At 62.7% G+C, this 18,709-nt stretch carries 17 protein-coding genes; 16 read left to right on the forward strand and 1 reads right to left on the reverse strand.

Annotated elements, in window-relative coordinates:
* Positions 1–76: 76 nt before the first annotated feature.
* The 3 genes from AAGS40_RS02900 (at position 77) to AAGS40_RS02910 (ending at position 3,382) form a co-directional block, all read left to right on the forward strand.
* Complete coding sequence (locus tag AAGS40_RS02900) at positions 77–1,102, forward strand: aspartate carbamoyltransferase catalytic subunit (RefSeq protein ID WP_345813066.1); 1,026 nt, start codon at positions 77–79, stop codon at positions 1,100–1,102.
* Between the two features lie 111 nt (positions 1,103–1,213).
* A complete protein-coding gene (locus tag AAGS40_RS02905) occupies positions 1,214–2,494 on the forward strand; it encodes a dihydroorotase (RefSeq protein WP_345813067.1) in 1,281 nt (426 codons plus the stop codon).
* Positions 2,495–2,530: 36 nt separating this feature from the next.
* Positions 2,531–3,382, forward strand: a complete 852-nt coding sequence (locus AAGS40_RS02910) for a lysophospholipid acyltransferase family protein (RefSeq protein WP_345813068.1) — start codon at positions 2,531–2,533, stop codon at positions 3,380–3,382.
* Between the two features lie 34 nt (positions 3,383–3,416).
* Here AAGS40_RS02910 and AAGS40_RS02915 read toward each other — a convergent pair whose 3' ends face one another.
* Positions 3,417–4,298, reverse strand: coding sequence for a symmetrical bis(5'-nucleosyl)-tetraphosphatase (locus AAGS40_RS02915; RefSeq protein ID WP_345813069.1), 882 nt, complete (start codon positions 4,296–4,298; stop codon positions 3,417–3,419).
* Positions 4,299–4,501: 203 nt separating this feature from the next.
* Between AAGS40_RS02915 and AAGS40_RS02920 the strand changes: the two genes are divergently transcribed.
* The 13 genes from AAGS40_RS02920 (at position 4,502) to AAGS40_RS02980 (ending at position 18,671) form a co-directional block, all read left to right on the forward strand.
* Positions 4,502–5,413, forward strand: coding sequence for a GDP-mannose 4,6-dehydratase (locus AAGS40_RS02920; protein WP_345813070.1), 912 nt, complete (start codon positions 4,502–4,504; stop codon positions 5,411–5,413).
* A 342-nt stretch (positions 5,414–5,755) separates the two neighbouring features.
* Positions 5,756–6,811, forward strand: a complete 1,056-nt coding sequence (gene rfbB / locus AAGS40_RS02925) for a dTDP-glucose 4,6-dehydratase (RefSeq protein ID WP_345813072.1) — start codon at positions 5,756–5,758, stop codon at positions 6,809–6,811.
* A complete protein-coding gene (gene rfbD, locus AAGS40_RS02930) occupies positions 6,801–7,715 on the forward strand; it encodes a dTDP-4-dehydrorhamnose reductase (RefSeq protein ID WP_345813073.1) in 915 nt (304 codons plus the stop codon). Before rfbB ends, rfbD begins: the two co-directional genes overlap by 11 nt.
* A 9-nt stretch (positions 7,716–7,724) precedes the next feature.
* Entirely contained in the window at positions 7,725–8,603 is an 879-nt protein-coding gene (gene rfbA, locus AAGS40_RS02935) for a glucose-1-phosphate thymidylyltransferase RfbA (protein WP_345813074.1), read from the forward strand.
* An 8-nt stretch (positions 8,604–8,611) separates the two neighbouring features.
* On the forward strand, positions 8,612–9,175 hold the full coding sequence (gene rfbC, locus AAGS40_RS02940) for a dTDP-4-dehydrorhamnose 3,5-epimerase (RefSeq protein WP_345813075.1): 564 nt from the start codon (positions 8,612–8,614) through the stop codon (positions 9,173–9,175).
* Positions 9,176–9,379: 204 nt separating this feature from the next.
* A complete protein-coding gene (locus AAGS40_RS02945; RefSeq protein ID WP_345813076.1) occupies positions 9,380–10,795 on the forward strand; it encodes a mannose-1-phosphate guanylyltransferase/mannose-6-phosphate isomerase in 1,416 nt (471 codons plus the stop codon).
* A 1-nt stretch (position 10,796) separates the two neighbouring features.
* Complete coding sequence (locus AAGS40_RS02950; protein ID WP_345813077.1) at positions 10,797–11,624, forward strand: ABC transporter permease; 828 nt, start codon at positions 10,797–10,799, stop codon at positions 11,622–11,624.
* Between the two features lies 1 nt (position 11,625).
* Positions 11,626–12,369, forward strand: coding sequence for an ABC transporter ATP-binding protein (locus tag AAGS40_RS02955; RefSeq protein ID WP_345814227.1), 744 nt, complete (start codon positions 11,626–11,628; stop codon positions 12,367–12,369).
* Between the two features lie 67 nt (positions 12,370–12,436).
* Positions 12,437–13,819: a phenylacetate--CoA ligase family protein gene (locus AAGS40_RS02960; RefSeq protein WP_345813078.1), complete on the forward strand. Its 1,383-nt coding sequence runs from the start codon at positions 12,437–12,439 to the stop codon at positions 13,817–13,819.
* A complete protein-coding gene (locus tag AAGS40_RS02965; protein WP_345813079.1) occupies positions 13,816–15,381 on the forward strand; it encodes a polysaccharide deacetylase family protein in 1,566 nt (521 codons plus the stop codon). The genes AAGS40_RS02960 and AAGS40_RS02965 overlap by 4 nt, the downstream gene beginning before the upstream one ends.
* Positions 15,378–16,493, forward strand: coding sequence for a UDP-N-acetylglucosamine 2-epimerase (non-hydrolyzing) (gene wecB / locus AAGS40_RS02970; protein ID WP_345813080.1), 1,116 nt, complete (start codon positions 15,378–15,380; stop codon positions 16,491–16,493). Before AAGS40_RS02965 ends, wecB begins: the two co-directional genes overlap by 4 nt.
* 34 nt (positions 16,494–16,527) lie before the next feature.
* Positions 16,528–17,697, forward strand: a complete 1,170-nt coding sequence (locus AAGS40_RS02975) for a glycosyltransferase (protein ID WP_345814228.1) — start codon at positions 16,528–16,530, stop codon at positions 17,695–17,697.
* Complete coding sequence (locus AAGS40_RS02980) at positions 17,694–18,671, forward strand: glycosyltransferase family 4 protein (RefSeq protein ID WP_345813081.1); 978 nt, start codon at positions 17,694–17,696, stop codon at positions 18,669–18,671. The genes AAGS40_RS02975 and AAGS40_RS02980 overlap by 4 nt, the downstream gene beginning before the upstream one ends.
* Positions 18,672–18,709: the final 38 nt, after the last annotated feature.

An 18,709-nucleotide genomic window follows, 5' to 3' on the forward strand; every position in this document is an offset into this window, starting at 1 on the left:
GCCGCACCGAAGTCCCTCACACGCAGCACGCATCGACACCGATCACGTTGAAGCCCGTTTCTGAAGCAGGTACGCCATGAACACCGCCACTCAAGCTCCCACGGATTCCGCCGACAGCGCCACCGAGCGCTTTCGCTATGGCTTCCTGAAGGGCAACCCGCAGCTCACGAAAAACGGCGAGCTCAAACATCTTCTGTCGATCGAGGGCTTGCCGAAGTCGATCGTCAATCACATTCTCGATACCGCCGAACAGTTCGTCAGCGTGACCGATCGTGAGGTGAAGAAAGTGCCGCTGTTGCGCGGCAAATCGGTGTTCAACCTGTTCTTCGAGAATTCGACGCGCACGCGTACGACCTTCGAAATCGCGGCGACCCGTCTGTCGGCGGACGTGCTGAATCTGAATATCAACGCGTCGTCCACGAGCAAGGGCGAATCGCTGCTCGACACCATCAACAATCTGTCGGCCATGCACGCGGACATGTTCGTGGTGCGCCACGCGTCGAGCGGCGCGCCGTATCTGATTGCGCAGCACTGCGCGCCGCACGTGCACGTGATCAATGCCGGCGACGGCCGCCATGCGCACCCCACGCAGGGGCTGCTCGACATGTACACGATCCGTCATTACAAGAAAGATTTCACCGGGCTGCGGGTGGCGATCGTCGGCGACATTCTGCATTCGCGCGTTGCGCGCTCCGACATTCACGCGCTCACCACGCTCGGCGTGCCGGAAGTGCGCGCGGTCGGCCCGCGCACGCTGCTGCCGGGCGGCCTCGAACAGATGGGCGTGCGCGTGTTCCACAATCTCGAAGAAGGCATTCGGGACGTGGACGTCATCATCATGCTGCGTCTACAGAACGAGCGCATGAGCGGCGCATTGCTGCCTTCGGCGCAGGAGTATTTCAAGAGTTGGGGGTTGACGCCCGAGCGCCTCGCGCTTGCCGCGCCCGACGCCATCGTGATGCACCCGGGCCCGATGAATCGCGGCGTGGAGATCGATTCGCAGGTCGCCGACGGGCCGCAATCCGTCATCCTGAATCAGGTGACGTTCGGCATCGCGGTGCGCATGGCCGTGATGGGCATTGTTGCCGGCAATCACGACTGAGCTTGCCGTTCACCCGGCAGGACGCAAAGAACGTATAGACGCACAAACGTACAGACGCACAGGACACAACCCGCACATCACGCGGAACCTGGCTGAACACAAAGGCAGCGCATGAAGATTCATATTGAAGGCGGCACGCTGATCGACCCGGCAGCGGGTACCGAACAGAAGCAGGACATTTTTATCGCGGCGGGCAAGATCGCCGCCATCGGCACCGCGCCCGCTGACTTCCACGCGGAAAAAACGCTCGACGCGAAAGGGCTGTTCGTCGCGCCCGGTCTGGTCGATCTGTCCGCGCGTCTGCGTGAGCCGGGCTACGAACATAAGGCCACGCTCGAATCGGAAATGGCCGCGGCGCTCGCGGGTGGCGTGACGAGTCTCGTATGCCCGCCCGACACCGATCCGACGCTCGACGAACCCGGCCTCGTCGAGATGCTCAAGTTCCGCGCGCGCAATCTGAACCAGGCGCATGTCTATCCGCTCGGCGCGTTGACCGTCGGTCTGAAAGGCCAGGTCATCACCGAAATGGTCGAGCTGACCGAAGCAGGGTGCATCGGCTTTTCGCAGGCGGATGTGCCGGTGGTCGACACGCAGGTCCTGATGCGCGCGTTGCAGTACGCGAAGACGTATGGTTTTACCGTGTGGCTGCGTCCCGTGGACGCGTATCTCGGCAAAGGCGGCGTGGCCGCGAGTGGCGCGCTGGCGTCGCGGCTCGGGCTGTCGCGCGTGCCGGTGTCGGCGGAAACCATCGCGCTGCATACGATTTTCGAACTGGTCCGCGTGACCGGCGCGCGCGTGCACCTGTCGCATGTGTCGTCGGCGGCGGGCATCGAGTTGATGCGGGCGGCCAAGGCCGAGGGCTTGCCGGTCTCCTGCGACGTCACCGTGAACCACGTGCATCTGATCGACCTCGACATCGGCTATTTCGACGCGCAGTTCCGGCTCGATCCGCCGCTGCGTCAACAGCGCGATCGCGAAGCGATTCGCGCGGGCCTCGCCGACGGCACCATCGACGCGATCTGTTCCGACCACACGCCGGTGGACGACGACGAAAAGCTGCTGCCGTTCGCCGAAGCCACGCCGGGCGCAACGGGGCTCGAACTGTTTCTGTCGTTGACGGTGAAATGGGCCGACGAAGCGCGCATGCCGCTCGCGAGCGCGTTGAACCGCATCACCACGTCGCCGGCCAATGTGCTGAACCTGGACGGAGCAGGTCGCATTGCGGTGGGCGGCGTCGCCGATCTCTGCGTGTTCGATCGCAACGTGCATTGGCGTGTCGAGCCGCGCGCGCTGAAGAGCCAGGGGCACAACACGCCGTTCCTCGGCTACGAGCTGCCGGCGCGGGTGCGGGCGACCATCGTGTCCGGTCATCTCGCGTTCGAACAGCGCTAACTGCGCGCCTTTGGCCAGTCACGGAATGATCCGACCATGAAGCTCGCGTTACGCAAGGCCCGGCTCGTTGCTCATCTGCTGCATGGCATGTGGATCGTCGCCACGCGCTTTCCCCACGCTAGCGCCGACGTGCGCCGCACGCTGAATCGCGAATGGTCGCTGAAAATGCTGCGGCTGTGCGGCCTGCGCCTCGTCGTGCATAACGACGGCGCGCGGCTCGACCGCGGCGCGCTGGTGGTGGCCAATCACATTTCGTGGATCGACATCTACGTGATCAATGCGTGGCGGCCCACGCCGTTCGTCTCCAAAGCGGAGATCCGGCAATGGCCGGTGGTCGGCTGGCTCGCGCAGCAGCTGGACACGGTGTTCATCCAGCGCGAGAAACGCAGCGACGCGAAGCGCATCATGCATGAACTCTCTGCGCGCCTGAGCGCCGGCGAGCTGATGTGCGTGTTTCCCGAGGGCACCACGTCCAATGGACTCGCACTGCTGCCGTTTCACGCGAACATGTTTCAGGCCGCCGTGTCGGCGTCAGCGCCGGTTCAGCCGCTTTGCATCATGTACGAGGACGCAAGCGGCCGGCAGTCGACCGCACCGGCCTATATCGACGACCTGTCACTGGCCGATTCGTTGAACATGCTGTTAAATCGCGGCCCGTTGACCGCGCACGTGTATGTGGGCGCGCCGCTCGCGCCGGGCGCGGACCGCCGCGCGCTGGCCGCGCAAGCCGAAGCGGTGATCGGTGCGGCGTTGCGGGAGCTGCAGGGCGGCACCGCACGCGCCGGCGCAATATTGGTGGAGCGGGCGGACTCGCCAGAAATCGCGAATCTGGAAATCGACGCGCTGGTCAAGCGGCCCGGTGATCGTCGGCCCGGTCAATCGGCCTGATCATTTGCCGACAACCGGCGGATGCCGGCGAGCTTTAATTCCCGCTGCCGCCGGGTTCGCGGCACGACTCGCAATTCACCTGCGTCAGCGTACGCGCGGCGGGGTCCTGCGTTAGCCGGATGGCGGAGAGCTTTTCGCCCCACACACAGCCCGAGTCGAGCCCAATCAGATTGTCACGCACGGTCAGACCAAGCGCGGCCCAATGACCGAATATCACGGTGACGTCCGCCGTTTTGCGCGATGGCACGTCGAACCACGGCATACAACCCGCCGGCGCTGCGTTCAGACCGCCGCTGCTGCTGAAATCCATCGTGCCGTCGGCATGGCAGAAGCGGATACGCGTCAACGCACTGCACGTGATGCGCAAGCGGTCGATGCCTTTGAGCTTCGGCGTCCAACGGTTTGGCTCGTTGCCATAGAGACCGGCAAGCGTCTCCTTCCAGTTCGGCGCGCGCAGTGCGCGCTGCAGTTCGTCTGCGAGTTCCAGCGTCAGATTCACGTCCCATTGCGGCAGCACGCCCGCGTGCACCATCAGCATTCCGTTCTCGAAATGCGCGAGCGGGCGGTGACGCACCCACTCGAGCAGATCGGCGGCGTCAGGCGCGGCGAGAATCTCCTCGATCGTGTCGCCTTTCTTCGACTTGCGGATGCCCGCCGATACCGACAGCAGATGCAGGTCGTGATTGCCGAGCACCGGCACCGCCCGCTCGCCGAGCGCGATGACATCACGCAACGTGGCAAGCGATTCCGACCCGCGGTTGATCAGGTCGCCCGCGAACCAGAGCGGCGTATCGGCAGGCGGTGCGGCCTTGGCGAGCAGTTGCTGGAACGGCTTGCGGCAACCCTGCAGATCGCCGAAGGCGAGCGGAGCCGGGAGCGGCGGTGACAGCGGGGAAGTCGTGGCGGCGGAGGTCATCGGGGGAAGTGAGTGCGGTTCGATACAGGCGGTTCGCATAACGTGTGCCGCGTTCGGCGGCGCAACATGCTGGCGTGACATAATAGCCCGTCTGAAGTGCTGCCATCGTGACGCGCGGCGCCGGCAGCGGCCGGCAAGCCTTAAAGCAGGCTTCGTCCGCGCTATTGCACCACAACAGGATGACCTACGTGAACGGAGCCGGCATGTCGTCTTCTCATGCAAAGCAACCGGTGCGCACGCTCATTACCGGCGCCAGCGGTTTTACCGGTCGCTATCTGGTCGAAAACCTGGCGGCGCGGGGTCACACGGTGATCGAAACCATCGTCGGGCGCAATGAAGCGGAGACCCCTCTACGGCTCAGGCTCGACGTCACGTCGCCGGAAGCCTGCCGGCGGGTCATTGACACCGCGCGGCCCGACTACATCGTGCATCTTGCGGCAATCAGTTTCGTCGGCCACGACGATCCGCTCGACTTCTACCGCGTCAACGTGATCGGCACGCTGAACCTGCTGGAGGCGTGCGCGGCGGTTGGCCATACGCCGCGCAAGCTGTTGATCGCGAGCAGCGCAAACGTCTACGGCAACGTGGCAAGCGGTGCAATCGACGAGACTTTTCCGCTTACGCCCGTCAATCATTACGCGGCCAGCAAGGCGGCAATGGAAACGATGGTGCACACGTGGTTCGACCGTCTGCCCATTCTGATCGCGCGGCCGTTCAACTACACCGGGCGCGGCCAGGCGTCGAACTTCCTGGTGCCGAAAATCGTCGGGCATTTTGCGCGCCGCGAGCGTTCCATCGAGCTTGGCAACATCGACGTCGCGCGCGATTTCTCCGACGTGCGCTATGTGGCGAACGCCTACGAAGCGCTGCTCGATTCCGAGGCCACCGCTGCAACGGTCAATGTCTGCACGGGCACGCCGTACACGCTGCGCGAGATTCTTTTGGCAGCCAGCGACATGACGGGTCATGAACTCGAGGTTCAGATCAACCCGGCGTTCGTGAGGCAAACGGATGTGAAGATGCTGGCCGGCTCGCCCGCCAGGCTGCGCTCGCTGGCGCCTAAAGTCGAGTCGATTCCGTTCATGGATACGCTGCGCTGGATGCTCGCCGCCTGAACCCCGAGGCTGAACGCCTTATTTCGTCAAATCAAGGGTGCCGCACGCGCCGGACTGCCGTAGTCCAGCGAGCGCGGCACTTTCGTTTGGCGCCGCGCTCGCGGAGCGAACGGCGCGGCGCACGCAATAGAAACGGAAATTGTCAAGCTGTTTCAAGTTGTTAGGGTTCTAGTTTTTGCCCGTTGCGGCTTTATAATCGGGGATTCATAAGATTGGCGTCCAAGCGCCTGCCGGCGGTATAGGGCAGGCGCCACGGCAATGACAATAATCGGACACCACAACGCAGGGTGAGCGGATCGGCGACCTGATCGCGACCGCCGCCAACCTCTAGAAGGGATTTACATGATTCTGGTAACGGGCGGTGCCGGCTTTATCGGCGCCAATTTCGTGCTCGACTGGCTGAACGCGTCGGACGAAGCGGTGTTGAACGTCGACAAGCTCACGTACGCGGGCAATCTCGGTACGCTCAAGTCGCAGCAGGGCAACCCGAAGCACATCTTCGCGCGCGCCGACATTTGCGACCGCGCCGCGATGGACGCGTTGTTCGCCGAGCACAAGCCGCGCGCCGTGCTGCACTTCGCCGCCGAAAGCCATGTAGACCGTTCGATTCACGGTCCGGCCGACTTCGTGCAGACGAACGTCGTCGGCACGTTCACGCTGCTCGAAGCCGCCCGCCACTACTGGAATTCGCTTAACGACGCCGACAAGGCCGCGTTCCGCTTTCTGCACGTGTCCACCGACGAAGTATTCGGCTCGCTGTCCGCCACTGATCCGCAATTCTCCGAAACCACGCCCTACGCGCCGAACAGCCCTTACTCGGCCACCAAGGCGGGTTCCGACCATCTGGTTCGCGCCTACCATCACACGTATGGGCTGCCGGTGCTGACCACGAACTGCTCGAACAACTACGGTCCGTACCAGTTTCCCGAAAAACTGATCCCGCTGATGATCGCCAACGCACTCGGCGGCAAGCCGCTGCCGGTTTATGGCGACGGTCAGAATGTGCGCGACTGGTTGTATGTTGGCGACCACTGCAGCGCGATCCGTGAAGTGCTCGCGCGCGGCACGCCGGGCGAAACGTACAACGTCGGCGGCTGGAACGAGAAGAAGAATCTCGACGTCGTGCATACGCTGTGCGATCTGCTCGACCAGTTGCGCCCCAAGGCCGACGGCTCGTACCGTGATCAGATCACCTATGTGAAGGACCGCCCGGGCCACGATCGCCGCTATGCGATCGACGCGCGCAAGCTCGAACGCGAACTCGGCTGGAAGCCGGCGGAAACATTCGAGACCGGTCTTGCGAAAACGGTTCGGTGGTATCTGGACAATCAGGCATGGTCCGACGAAGTCGCTTCGGGCGAATATCGGAAGTGGATGACGACACAATATGCACTCTAAGTCGACTCCTCCAACGCTGCTGATCACTGGAGCGAACGGACAGGTCGGTTTCGAGCTGCGGCGCAGCCTAGCGCCGCTCGGCCGTGTCGTCGCGCTCGACCGGGCACGCTGCGATTTGTCTCAGCCCACCCTGTTGCGCGCGCTGGTACGTGAGTTGCGGCCCAATGTCATCATCAATGCCGGCGCTTATACGGGAGTGGACAAGGCGCAGAGCGATCGGGCGCTCGCGCTCGCTGTCAACGGCGTCGCACCCGGCGTACTGGCCGAAGAAGCGCGCGCGCTAGGGAGCCTGCTTGTCCACTATTCGACCGACTACGTTTTCGACGGTACGAAGCAAGGGGCGTATGTTGAGTCCGATGCGGTCGGACCGCTCTCGGTGTACGGCGAAACGAAGCTGGCCGGTGAGCGCGCCATTGCCGAGGCGGGCGGGTCGTCACTGATCTTCCGCACAAGCTGGGTGGCAGGCGCTCACGGCGCGAACTTTGCGAAAACGATGCTCCGGCTCGCGCAGGAGCGTGACAGCCTGCGCATCATCGCTGATCAAACCGGCGCGCCAACCATGGCTTCGCTCATCGCAGACGTGACCGCGCAGATCATCGCTCGTCACTGGCTCGCCGGGAACCCGGCCAACCTGCGCGGCGGCGTCTATCACCTGACCGCAGGCGGCGAAACCAGCTGGCACGGCTACGCGGCGGAAGTGCTGCGTTATGCGGCTGGACGCGGCGTCGCGTTGAAGGTCGACCCAGTGCGCGTCGAGGCAATCCGGACCAGCGACTATCCGCTGCCTGCGCCGCGGCCCGCCAACTCTTGTCTCGATACCACAAATCTGCGCGAGACTTTCGGTATCCACCTGCCGGACTGGCAGCAGGGCGTGCACTATTTGCTCGATCAGCTACTTACCTAACCTTCTATCATGCGCAAAGGCATTATTCTGGCCGGCGGCTCTGGCACGCGGCTTTACCCGATCACCCGGTCGGTCTCGAAGCAGCTTCTGCCGGTGTACGACAAGCCGATGATCTACTATCCGCTGTCGACGCTGATGCTGGCGGGTATCAGAGACATTTTGATCATCTCGACGCCAGAAGACACTTCGCGTTTCGCCGACATGCTCGGCGACGGCAGCAAGTGGGGCATTAACCTGCAATATGCCGTTCAGGCCTCGCCGGACGGGCTCGCGCAGGCGTTCGTGATCGGCCGCGACTTCATTGCCGGTGATCCGTCCGCGCTGATTCTCGGCGACAACATTTTCCACGGCCACGACCTTGGTCTCGAACTGAATAACGCGTCGCAGCGCGGGTCGGGCGCGACCGTGTTCGCCTATCACGTGCATGACCCGGAGCGCTACGGCGTCGTTGAATTCGACATGAATTTCCGCGCGCTGTCGATCGAGGAAAAGCCGGCCGCTCCGCGTTCGAGCTATGCGGTGACCGGCCTATATTTTTACGACAGCCAAGTATGCGACATCGCGGCCGACATCAAGCCGTCGGCGCGCGGCGAACTGGAAATCACGGACGTCAACAAGCGCTATCTGGAAGCGGGCCAGTTGGACGTCGAAATCATGGGCCGCGGTTACGCATGGCTCGACACCGGCACGCACGACTCCCTACTGGAAGCGTCGAGCTTCATCGCCACACTGCAGAAGCGCCAAGGGCTAATGGTCGCTTGCCCGGAAGAGATCGCGTATCGCTCGAAATGGATTAGCGCCGACCAGCTCGTCGAACTGGCCCGTCCGCTCGTCAAGAGCGGCTACGGCCAGTATCTGCAGCGTATCGTGGCCGAAGCGATCAAATAGGAACAGTGATGAGTCTGAACGTAATCCTGACGGCCCTGCCGGATGTGCTGATTCTCGAGCCCAAGGTCTATGGCGACGCACGCGGGTTCTTCTACGAGAGCTTTAACGCGAAGGCCTTTGAGGCCGCCACCGGCCTTAAGCGCGACTTCGTGCAGGACAACCATTCGCGCTCGTCGCGCAACGTGCTGCGCGGCCTGCACTATCAGATCCGCCAGCCGCAGGGCAAGTTGGTGCGCGTGGTCGCAGGCGAAGTGTTCGACGTCGCCGTCGATCTGCGCCGCGATTCGCCGACGTTCGGCAAATGGATGGGCGTAACGTTGTCGGCGGAAAACCGGCGGCAATTGTGGGTGCCCGAGGGGTTTGCACACGGCTTTGTCGTAACGTCCGCCACTGCCGAGTTTTTGTACAAGACAACCGACTACTGGTATCCGGAACACGAGCGGAGTCTGCTGTGGAACGACCCCGACATCGGTGTCGACTGGCCCATCGAAGGCGAGCCTTCGATGGCGGCGAAAGACGCGGCAGGCAAGCGCCTCGCCGAGGCGGATGTGTTCCCGGCCGGCGTTTTCTAAAGCCTGAACGGCATCGCTGCACCCTGCACGTTAGCGCCGGCCGTTGCCTGCTTGGGACGAATCCGGTCAGAGGCAGGCGTGTAGAATACTTTGAAGTTTTTATGACGGTTTAACTTTCCGTCGATTGCGCGGTCGTGGAAGGATGGAGCAGTCCATGGTTCGCCTACCATTGGGCGCAGGATTGCATCGACCTAGGGGAAATTTGTGAGTCTGATACCTATTATCTTGTGCGGCGGGGCCGGTTCACGACTGTGGCCAGTCTCGCGTGAACTGCACCCAAAGCCGTTCATCCGTCTTGCCGATGGCGAGAGTCTGCTGCAAAAAGCGTTCTTGCGGGCGGTGACGCTGCCTGGTGTCGAGCAGGTACTGACGGTCACAAATCGCGAGCTGTTCTTCAAGACCGAGGATGAATTCCGCGAAGTTAACCATACTCACTGCGCGACGTCGTTCATCCTCGAACCGTTCGGTCGGAACACCGCCGCGGCTGTCGTGGCTGCGGCGTTGCGGGTTGCCGAGGCACAGGGTCCCGAGTCGGTGCTTCTGGTGCTGGCCGCCGACCATTTGATCACGAACCAGGCCGCCTTCGCCGCAGCGGTCGAGCAGGCCGAAAGCATCGCGAAAAAAGGCAGGATCGTCACCTTCGGCATTCGTCCGGAGACGCCGGAAACCGGCTACGGCTATATCGAGGCGGACGGCCACCGGGTCGTGCGTTTCGTCGAGAAGCCGTCGCTGGACAAGGCGCGCGAGTATGTCGAGTCGGGTAACTTCCTGTGGAACTCGGGCATGTTCTGCTTTACCGCGCAGGCCATTCTGCGCGAGTTCGAACTGCATGCCCCGGACATTCTCTCCGCGACCAAAGCTTGTCTCGCCCAGTCGCGCGCCGCGCAGGCGGCCGGTTGGACTCAAGTCGAGTTGGAAGCGAAGCTGTTCGGCGAGGTGCGCGACGAGTCGATCGACTATGCGATCATGGAGAAAACCGCCGAAGCCGCTGTCGTGCCGTGCGCAATCGGTTGGAGCGACGTGGGTTCGTGGGCGGCCATCAGCGAGCTGACCCGGCCGGACGACAACGGCAACCGTATCGAAGGCGATATGCTGCTGCACGACGTACGCGACTGCTACCTGGTCAGCCATGATCGACTGATCGGCGCAGTGGGCGTCGAAAACCTGATCGTTATCGACACGCCGGACGCGCTGCTGGTTGCCGATCGCAATCGTGCACAGGACGTGAAGCACCTGTACTCGGCGCTTAAGGCGCAGGGCCACGAGGCGCACCGGTTGCATCGCACGGTGCACCGGCCGTGGGGTACTTACACGGTGCTGGAAGAAGGGCAGCGGTTCAAGATCAAGCGCATCGAGGTCAAGCCGGGCGCCAGCCTGAGTTTGCAGATGCATCACCATCGCAGCGAGCACTGGATCGTCGTGAGCGGAATGGCGAAGGTCGTCAACGGCGAGCAGGAACTCTTTATTTCCACTAACGAGTCGACCTACATTCCGGCAGGTCACAAGCACCGGCTTGTAAATCCTGGCGTGATCGACCTTGTGATGATCGAAGTGCAGAGCGGCGAATATTTGGGTGAGGACGACATCGTCCGCTTCCAGGACATTTACGGGCGTGCCTGACATGGTCGAACTCGTATCGCTCGAACGCGGCGGGCAGGAAGACATCACTACCCACACGCGCAACGACGACCTTCTAGTCGGCATCAAGGCGTCGCGCATCTGGGGCACGCTCGGTTGGCACGACATCAAGCAGCGCTACCGCCGCTCGGTGATCGGGCCGTTCTGGTTCACGTTGAGCACGGCGATCATGGTCGTGGTGCTAGGAGCGCTCTATTCCACGCTGTTGCATCAGAACATCAAGGACTATCTGCCGTATCTGGCGGTGGGCCTCGTAGTGTGGCAATACCTCGGCTCGATGGCCAACGAAGGCTGCATGGCGTTCATCGGCTCGGCGTATCTCATCAAGCAGATCCGGATTCCATTGACGGTTCACGTGTGCCGCATCGCCTGGCGGAATTTCGCGATTCTGCTGCACAGCCTGCCGGTCGTAATCGTGCTGATGATCACCTTCGGCAAATGGCCGAGCTGGGAATTCCTGCTGGTGCCGGTCGGCCTCGTCGTGCTGCTGCTGCATGGCATCTGGGTTGGCGTAGCGCTCGGTGTGCTATGCGCGCGTTTCCGCGACATTCCGCCGATCGTGACAAATCTCGTGCAGGTCGTGTTCTTCTTCACGCCGGTCATGTGGTCGCCGGAAATCCTAAAGGATCGCGCGTGGGTTGCCGAATACAACCCGCTGTATCATTTGATCGAAACAATTCGCGCCCCGCTCACCGGCCGCCCGGTTCACTGGGAATCGTGGGCGTGGTCGATCGGTCTGCTCGTTGCTGGTTTTGCTTTTGCGCAGTATCTGATGAGCAGATACCGTGACCGTGTTCCCTACTGGCTTTGATATTGTGAGTTCATTTATCGTTGCACAGGGAATCTCGGTTGAGTTTCCCATCTATGAAAATTCGCACCGATCGCTGAAAAAGGCCGTGCTCAATCTGACGACAGGCGGCCGCATCGGTCAGGACGCCGGCCGTCACGCGATCGTGTCGGCGCTCGACAACCTGAGCTTCCGTTTTTCGGACGGCGAGCGTATCGGGCTGGTCGGCCATAACGGCTCGGGCAAGACGACGCTTCTGCGCACGCTCGCGGGCGTGTACGCGCCTGTGCGCGGCAAGCTCACCATGAACGGCAAGGTAGCCTCCCTGCTCGACGTGTCGATGGGTCTGGACCCCGACGCCACTGGCTTCGAGAACATCTATCTGCGCGGCATTCTCGACGGCCTCAGACCGGCCACGATCCGCAGCAAGGTCGACGACATCGCCGAGTTTAGCGATCTGGGCGAGTACCTGAATCTGCCGGTGCGCACGTATTCGAGCGGGATGATGCTGCGCCTCGCGTTCGCCATTTCCACCAGCGTCGAAGCGAACATCCTCATCATGGACGAGTGGCTCAGCGTGGGCGACGCCGACTTTGCCGTGAAGGCGGCCGGCCGGCTCGAGAAGCTGGTCGGCCAGGCGTCCATTCTCGTGCTGGCAAGTCACGATCCCAAGTTGATTTCTCGCGTCTGTACGCGCAAGATCGTCATGCATCACGGCAAGATCGTTTCCGATGAACCGGTTGTCGCAACTGCCGATCCGGTCGAATAAATCCTATGCGGCGCACGATCCGTTCGGCTGGCGCTCACGTCCTTAACAAATGGCCATCTGATTCGATATGCGAGCTGATCATCCGTTGCTCCGTTATGCGGACCGTTTCTTCGCGCACCAGCCTTTTCGTACACTGAAAGGCATGGTGGGCGGCTATATCGGCTATCCGATCGCTGAAAAGCAGGAAAAGCGCAGCGTCACGCCGAAGGTCCAAGAGCTGGAGCGTCATTACCAGTTGCCGATGCGCGAGCGCCGCGCCATTGCCACCGCGCGGCTGCGCGACATGCTCGAATTTGCGGGCGCGAAGGTGCCGTATTACCGCGACCTGTTTCGGGAGCTGAATTTCGATCCGGCCAGAATCGCCGCAGAGCCGGCACGCTTGCAGGAACTGCCTTACCTGACCAAGAACATCATCCGCGAGCAGGGCGACCGGCTGTTGTCGCGTCCGCTTTCAGAACTTCGTCACCACGCGTGCAAGACGGGCGGTTCGACCGGCCTTGCCTGCACAGTCTTCTACGACGAAGAAGCGGCGGATTATTCGTCTGCCGTCACGCGCTATGCGCGCCGGCGCATCGGCAAACGCTCATACCGCAGCGAACTGCACTTTGCCTGCCGTTTCCCAGATGCAGTCGTGCCGCAGTGGCCGTCGCGCGAAGACTTCAAATGCTTCGTAAATAACCGCAGCAACATCTTTTTCGACCGCATCGACGACGTCGGCCTCGAAGAAATCTGGCAGACACTGCTGCTGCGCCGCCCGTTTCTCGTGCACGCGCATCCATCCACGATCTACGCGCTCGCCTGCTACATCGAGCGCAAGCAGGGCACGGGCAGCGCGTTCCAGGTGTTCGAGTCGAGTGGCGAACTGCTCGAACCGCACATGCGCAACGTGATCGGCCGCGTCCTGCAATGCCAGGTGATCGACCGGTACGGCCTCGCCGAACTTGGCGTGATGGCCTACGAGGTGGACGGCCATGAAGGTGGCTTCAAGATTTTCGAATCGGAAGGCTGGGCCGAAAGCCGTCTCGTTTCCGACAATCCGGACGGCGCGCACGAACTCGTGTTCACCGGCTTCCGCAATCGCCTGATGCCGCTGATCCGTTACGCCACCGGCGACCTCGCGAAAGTGGAGGAGCGGCGTGACGGTTTCTTCCTGACCAACGTGGTCGGGCGGATTCACGACGTAGTGCCGATCAACGGTGTCGCGCATCCGACGCACCACATCCAGGACATGCTGGATCACCGCGTCGGCGGAATCCAGGAGTTTCAGATCGACCTGCGCACCAGCCCGCCCACTTTGCGGGTGGTGCTCGAACCGTGGGCGAACGCGGACGCCACGAAGGGCAAGCTGCGCGCATTTTGGGGTGAAGGCTTCCAGGTCGCTTTTGTCGGTCACGACGACTTCATTCGTGTCGGCAGCCGGGCTAAATTCAGACACGTGGTGACAGCATGATTGGCATTCTTTTTCCGCGCAGCGCGCAACAGGCGGCCAAGCTGGTGCTCGCGGCCGTGCGCCGTAGCGTCACGCACGGCCAGGCGAGCGCGATTGCACGCGCCGACGACTCGGCGCCCTCCATTCGCGTCGCCGTCGATCTGCCCGACGCATGGGGCGACGAACTCGTCGCGTGGCTGCGCGCGGGCGCGCGTAAGTTGGTGGTGTTTGGTCGCGTGCCGGCGGCGCTCGCCGACTCGCTCGGCTGGCGCTACGCCGAATTTCCGGCAGAGCTGGAGGCGGCGAGCCGCAGCGAGCCCGCGCCGTCACGCGAGTTCCGCGCAAGCCGAGCGGCCGTCGAATATGGCGAGGCGGCGGCGGTGCTGGGCGCCCGAGCATGGGCGCGTCCCTTCGAACGCTTCGATTTCGCCGACGAGTGGAACAACCTGGGCTACGGTGCGATCCGCGCCGACGGCTCGTGCTGGAGCATCGCGCAAGGGCGCGATGCAGGCGTCGCCGAACTCGCTGCGCTGACCATTGACGGAGCTCGTCATAGCTCGTATGCGGCGCTCGCCGACGTCGGCGCGTCGAGCGTGCTGTGGTTCAATCGTGCGGTCGGCCCGTGCGATTCGTACGAATGGCGCGTCGTCGAAAACTTCCTGTCCGGCTATCGGGCGGACAGTCTGCCGTGCCAGCCGGTGTTGAGCGAAATCCCGTATGGCTACGACGCAGCGATCACCTCACGTCTCGATTGCGACGAAGACGTCGAATCGGCTCGCGATCTGTACATGCTCTATCGCCATCTGAACATCCCGTTCACGCTAGCGGTCCACACGGTGAATCTCGCCGACGAGCGCAATCATCCGATTCTGCGCGAGCTGCTCGAACACGGCGGCGCGGTGCTGTCGCACACTGCGTCGCACGCGCCGAACTGGGGCGGCAGCTACGAAGCGGCGCTGCACGAAGGCACGCATTCGGCCAACCTGCTGCACGGCGTGACGGGCCGGCGCGTGCGCTATGCCGTGTCGCCGTTTCACCAGTCGCCGGACTATGCGCTGCGCGCGCTCGCGGACGGTGGCTATATCGGCTGCGTCGGCGGCATCATCCGGAACGATCCCGAATTTGTACTCGCGCGCGGCGGCGAACTCGCCGGCATGCCGCACGGTTTCATCGGCCACAGCCAGCAGTGCATGCTGCACGGCGAATGCATGCTCGCCGAAGGCGACGCGCTCGCGGTGTTCAAGCAGGCCTTCGACCAGGCCTTCCAGACCGGTACGCTGTTCGGTTACCTGGATCATCCGTTTTCGCCGCGTTACGCGTATGGCTGGCCCGACGAACCCACGCGCGTTGCGGCGCACCGGGCGTTCCTCGACTACCTGTCGACGCGCGCGTCTAAGCCACTTTTCCTGCACGAAGAAGCCGCGCTCGATTTCCTGCTGCAACGTTCCCGCGTACAGGTCCGCGAAACCGGCGGCGCGTTCAGCGTGACGCTGCCGGACAGATACGGCGCGGACGGTCTGCAGGTCGGTATCGAGTATAAAAGACGCCTGCTACCTTGTGTTACTGAGGCCGCGCTTTCATGAAAGTATTGGTCGTCATAGGCACCCGCCCTGAAGTCATCAAACTCGCGCCGATCGTTGCCGCGTTGCGCGGCAAGCTCGACGTGCGCGTATGCAGCACTGGTCAGCATCGCGAGATGCTCGACCAGGCGCTGGACTTCTTCGGCATCGCGCCCGACGTTCGGCTGGACTGCATGCGTACTGGGCAGTCGCTGAACGAATTGTCCGCGCGCCTGCTAACGGGCGTCGATCAGGTGCTGGTCGAAGAGAAACCCGACTGGGTGGTGGTGCAGGGCGACACGACCACGGCGTTCTGCGCCGGTTTCGCGGCGTTCCAGCGTGGTATTGCCGTGGGCCATGTGGAAGCGGGTCTGCGCACCGGCAATCTCGCGAGTCCTTTCCCCGAAGAGGCCAACCGCGCACTACTGAGCCGCATTGCAACGCGTAACTTTGCGCCGACCGCGCGCGCCCGCGACAATCTGCTGGCCGAAGGCATTCCCGCCGAAAGCATTCTCGTGACGGGCAACTCGATCGTTGATGCTATCGGCCTCGTGCGCGCGAGGTGGCAGGATACGCCGCCGCAACTGCCGCCCGCACTGTCCGCCGAGGCGCCGCAGATTCTCGTCACCTGTCACCGCCGTGAGAACTTTGGCGCGGTCATGCTCGACATCTGCCGCGCGCTGCGCAATCTTTGCGGGCGCTATAGCGCCTATCAATGGGTCTTTCCGGTGCACCTGAATCCGCAGGTGCGCAAGCCGGTCATGAATGAACTCGGCGGCGTTCCGAACCTGCATCTGATCGATCCGGTCGATTATCCGACCAGTCTCTATCTGATTAGCCGCAGCACGCTGATTCTGAGCGACTCCGGCGGCATCCAGGAAGAAGCGCCGACGTTCGGCGTGCCGGTCGTCGTGATGCGCAATCACACGGAACGCAGCGAAGGCGTGGACGCCGGATTCGCGACGCTGGCAGGCCAGCAATCCGACAACATTGAGGCCGCGGTGCGCAACTGGCTCGACGCGCCGGCACGCCGCGAAGCGCTCAGACACCAAGTGAATCCCTATGGCGACGGGCGCGCGTCGGAACGTACAGTGCAAAGCCTGCTCGGCCAGACGGCGGAGGCTTTCGGTGGTTGACAGGCAAGCGCGTGTCTCGCCCGGCGACTGCATCATGTTTTCGACAGCGGACTGGGACGAACCCTACTGGACCAACAAGCAGCACACGGCTGCGGTGCTCGCACGCCTGGGCTGGCGTGTGCTGTACGTGGAAAGCCCGGGCATCCGCTCGCCGCGCATGGCCAGCAAGCGTGACTGGAAACGCCTGTGGCGCCGATTGTGGCGCGGCGTGCAGTCCGTGGTGCTCGGGGCGCCGCAGCGCGACCACAACATCTGGGTGCTGTCGCCGCTTGTGTTTCCAGCCAAGCATCACTGGCCGTTCATCGGCTCGTTCAACAAGCTGCTTCTGCGCGGGACGATTGACCGGATGGCAAAGCGACTCGGATTCGACCATCCGGTGGTGTGGACGTATCACCCGTTCATGCTGAACGCCGTGTCGCACGTGGAGCGCGGCCCGACGGTATATCACTGCGTGGACGATCTGCGCGCGATTCCCGGCGTGGACATTGAAGCCTTCAATCTGGCGGAAGAAGAGTTGCTCAGGTCGAGTCAGGCGGTGTTCACCACGGCCCACGCACTGAAGGAACGCTGCAAGCGCCTGAACCCGAACACGCATTTCTTCGCAAACGTGGTGGATGCCGACCACTTCGAAGCCGCCATGCGCGAAGGCGGGTTGCCCGACGACCTCGAACGGATTCCAACGCCGCGGCTCGTGTACCACGGCGTGTTGTCCGACTTCAAGATCGACCTGCCGCTGCTGCTCGAAGTGGCGCGCCGTCGCAAGGACTGGAGCTGGGTCTTCATCGGCGAGGAGCGCGAAGGGCAGCAAAGCCCGCTCGTCGCCGAACTCAAGCGGTTGCCCAACGTGCATTTCCTCGGTTATCGAAGCTATCAGTCGCTGCCCGAGTATTTGCGCGGCATGCAGGTTGGCCTGCTGCCGACGCTGTTGAATGAGTACACGCGCTCCATGTTCCCGATGAAGTTCTTTGAATATCTCGCGGCCGGTCTGCCGGTCGTCTCGACGCCGCTCGCGTTTACCGAGCAGTTGTTCGACGGGCTGGAACTGGGCGGTGACGTGGCCAGCTTCGAGGTGGCCATCGAACGGCAACTGGCGCGCGGTCGGCTGACGCAAGAGGAGGCGCGCCTGTACGTCGGAGAAAACACGTGGGACGCCCGTACCGCAAAGATGCTCGAATATGTTCAATCGCTGAGACCCGTGTTATGAAAGTGTTGTTTTCAACCTATCCCATGGCGTTTCACACGCCCGGCGGCGGCGAAGTGCAGTTGCTTGCTTACGAGAAGCACCTACCGGCGCATGGCGTTGACGTCAAGCTGTTCGACATGTGGAAACCGGAGTTCCTGAAGTACGACGTGGTGCATTTTTTCTCATGTATCAGCGGCTCATACCACTTCTGTCACTTCGTCAAGCAACTCGGCTTGCCGCTCGTCATCTCTTCCAGCCTGTGGATCACCGAGGTAACACGTCATCTCTATCCGATCGATGAAGTCCGCGCGCAATTGAGTCTGGCCGACCGCGTCATCACTAATTCGAATCTGGAGAGCGATACGCTCGCGAGCGCGCTCGCATTGCCACGCGAAAAGTTTGCGACGGTCTACAACGGCATCGACGAATACTTCCTCAAGGACGTTCCGCCCAGCCTGTTCCGCGAGCATTTCGATCTGCCGGGCCGCTTTGTGCTGAACGTCGGCAATATCGAGCCGCGCAAGAACCAGTTGACGCTGGTGCGCGCTATGAAAGGGCATCCCGACGTCAAGCTCGTGCTGGTCGGCCAGCAGCGCGACCCGGCGTACGCGGCGCAGGTGCTGCGCGAGGGCGGCGACCAAGTCAGGTATCTCGGCGCGCTGCCGCACAACGAACTGCTGCTGTCGGGCTACGCCGCGTGCGACTTGTTCTGTTTGCCGAGCACGCTGGAGACGCCCGGGCTCGCCGCACTGGAGGCGTCCGCGCAGGGCGCACCGCTGCTCGTCACGTCCGAGGGCTCGTGCTCGGAGTATTTCGGCGATCGCGCCGCTTACGTGTCGCCGGATTCTGCGGACTCGGTACGCGATGCCATCGGTGCCATGCTGCAGCACGGCACCGCGCGAGCGGCTGCTGCGGCATCCGCATTTCGTCGCGATGCATTCACATGGGCTTCGACTACCGAAGCCTTGCGCCGTATTTATCAAGAACTTGTTTAACCAGCAGCGTCCGGCATCGACCGGCATGGATCTGGAAG

The organism is Paraburkholderia sp. PREW-6R (assembly GCF_039621805.1).
GTDB lineage: Bacteria > Pseudomonadota > Gammaproteobacteria > Burkholderiales > Burkholderiaceae > Paraburkholderia.